Genomic DNA, 2,800 nt, shown 5'->3' with positions numbered 1-2,800 from the left:
GTTGACCGTTTCCGCGGTATGGGCTGCCGTTATATCGATTTTGCATTCGATAAGCCGAACCTCGCACGTTTCCTCACGGAAGCACATGAAGGTCACACATTTGCAGAGCAGTTTGTCATTCTGATGGACCACTCCCTTGACGAGAATATGGCACGTCAGATTGCTGATATAATGTCTATCTCTGTAGATGATGCAGACAAATTTATTCAGACCATGATGATGTATGTGCACGGTTTTGTTACCATGATTCTTTCGGGCAAGGCACCGACGGAATCCAAGGAAGAGGCGCACATGATGGTTGAGCGCGTAGGCGGTACGTTCATGAGGGGCCTGGGCGCAAAATTTGACCGTCTCAGGGAATTCCGTGAAGCTGATCTGAAAAAGTACAACTAAGACCGATCATATACTGCTGCATGAAATTTTCGTGCGGCAGTATTTTTTTGTCCTTATGGAGAAAATCTGCGGAAAAATCTCTGCAAATACGGTATACTTGCATGGGGAAGTTTTTTTACAAGGAATCATTTAGCAGAAACGGGGAGACGGAATGAATATAGCGGTCATCGGAACAGTTTACGTGGATATAAAGGGATATCCTCTGGGGAATTTTATACCGACGGGGAGAAATGTCGGCGATGTGCTGCAGTTTCACGGCGGCGTGGGGAGAAATATCGCCGAGGACGTGGCGAGCTTCGGGGAGAATGTTTCCTTTGTGAGCCTCGTTGATAAAAGCGGAATAGGAATAGATGTAAAGGGACGCCTTGAACGCAGAAATATCCATACGAAGTTCATGCGGGCGACAGACGACGGCATGGGTACCTGGATGGCTATTTTTGACAGAACGGGAGAGCTTTGCGCGAATATATCAAAGCGGCCGAATCTCCTGCCTATCCGTGACATTCTTGTAGAGCACGGGGACGAGATTTTTACATGGGCCGACAGTGTTCTTCTTGAGCTTGATATGGAGGAGGAAATCGCCGAGGAGACCTTCCGCCTTGCAGAAAAGCATGGAGTACCTGTTTATATCGTTATTTCGAATATTGAGCTTGCCATGAAGCGCATGAACTATGTGCGTCAGGCTGAGTGTTTTATCTGCAACCGTCTCGAAGCTCAGACGCTTTTCGGCGAGAAGGTGGACAATCCTGAGGCTATGCTGATTCTCATGCAGAAAAAGAAGGACGCTCTGGGAATTAAAAATCTTGTGGTCACCATGGATGCTGACGGCGCTGCTTATCTCGATGAAAAAGGAAACGCGGGTATCTGCCCTGCTAAAAAGGTAAAGATAGTGGATACTACGGGAGCAGGGGACGCGTTCTTCTCCGGCACGGCTGTGGGACTCACCCGCGGCGAATCCCTTGAAGAGGCGTGCCGTCTGGGAACAGAGGCTGCCTCGCAGGTTATCGGAAAAGAAGAGAACGTATATATAAACGAATAAGTCAGCAAAATAAAAAGCTCTGCGGCGATGCGCAGAGCTTTTTTGATGCCGTATGTAATTTTATCAGGTACGGAATTTTCCTGCTGCATCCTGGAGTTCCTGGGCAAGGTCTGCCAGTGAATGGGAGGCAGAAGCTATTTCCTCGCTGGATGCTGACTGTTCTTCGGCAGCCGCAGAGATGGTCTGGGTTTCTTCGCTGGTGGAGCGGCTTACCTTGTCTATGGTCTCCATAGCCGCAACGACACCCTGCATTCCGCTTGATACCGTCTGTACAGCGCCGTTGATTTCTTCCATTTCCGATTTGATTGATGTGACTCGGGCTGTGATATCCTTGAACTGTTCGCCAACCTCACGGATTGCCTGCGTCCCGAGGGCGACCTCTTTAGTACCGGCTTCCATAGCAACGACAGCTTCCTCCGTATCTCCCTGGATTACGGAAATACGCTGCTTGATTTCCTCTGCCGACTGCTGGGACTGCTCTGCGAGCTTTCTTACCTCTTCTGCTACGACGGAGAAGCCGCGTCCTGCTTCGCCCGCGCGGGCAGCTTCTATAGCCGCGTTCAGCGCAAGGAGGTTTGTCTGGTCTGCGATTGCGGAGATACTGTCAACAATCTGTCCAATCTGCTGTGAGTTCTCACCCAGCTTCTTGACGACCTGTGCAGAGTTCGAAACGCTTTGCTCTATGCTGCCCATCTTTTCCATGGCGTTTTGCATGAGATGAGCACCGTTGTCCGCCGCTCCTGCCATCTGCTCCGTATTCTCCGTGACAGTAGCTGCTTTTTCCGTCATGGCGTTGATATCAACAAAGGCGTTGTCGATATTCTGCTTCGCCTGGTCTACGCTTGTGAGCTGGCTTTCCATGCCGTCTGCCACACCTGTTACGGTCTGAGCAACATGGGTTGCCGCTTCTGCCGCCTGCTGCGAGCTTGCTGTCAGCTCTTCACTTGAGGCAGCTACCTGCTCTGCAGTGTGAGCCATTTTCTTTATGAGTCCACTGAGATTTTTAACCATATCATTGAACTGGCCTGACATCTGACCAAATTCGTCGCTGGTCGTGATTGGCAGGGGTTCAAGTCTGAGATTGCCCTTTGACATTTCTCCCATGTGTCCCATGAGCGCGAGAACCTGCTTCACAATGACGTTGGAGAAGGCCAGGAGTGCAACGAGTATCAGCACTACTCCTATTACTGTGAGGATTCCGTATATCATGCGGAGCTTGTTAATTTCTGCGAAGACGAAATCCGTCGGAGCAGATACAGCTACAATCCAGCCGGTGAGCTCCATGGAGTCATAGCCGACAACCATCTCAGTGCCGTTGACATTAGCGACGAAATAGCCTTTTTTGTTCTGCGCCATTTCAGTGATATG

Annotated in this window: 3 protein-coding genes; 2 read left to right on the top strand and 1 reads right to left on the bottom strand. The window is 50.1% G+C overall.

Annotated features, from left to right (window positions below):
- A partial coding sequence (locus ACY69O_RS02145; RefSeq protein ID WP_462331826.1) for a hypothetical protein occupies nt 1–393 on the top strand: 393 nt, incomplete at its 5' end.
- Nucleotides 394–544: 151 nt separating this feature from the next.
- Nucleotides 545–1,432: a carbohydrate kinase family protein gene (locus ACY69O_RS02140; protein WP_462331825.1), complete on the top strand. Its 888-nt coding sequence runs from the start codon at nt 545–547 to the stop codon at nt 1,430–1,432.
- A 63-nt stretch (nt 1,433–1,495) separates the two neighbouring features.
- Here the strand turns inward: ACY69O_RS02140 and ACY69O_RS02135 are convergent.
- A partial coding sequence (locus ACY69O_RS02135) for a methyl-accepting chemotaxis protein (RefSeq protein WP_462331824.1) occupies nt 1,496–2,800 on the bottom strand: 1,305 nt, incomplete at its 5' end.

The sequence above is a fragment of the Schwartzia sp. (in: firmicutes) genome (genome assembly GCF_978017985.1).
Note: the sequence above shows the minus strand (reverse complement) of the source record. Positions and strands in the feature narration are given on the sequence as shown.

Excerpts from the sequence above, each read along its gene's own strand:
- ACY69O_RS02140 (WP_462331825.1), top strand. The coding sequence starts at position 545 with ATGAATATAGCGGTCATCGGAACAGTTTACGTGGATATAAAGGGATAT.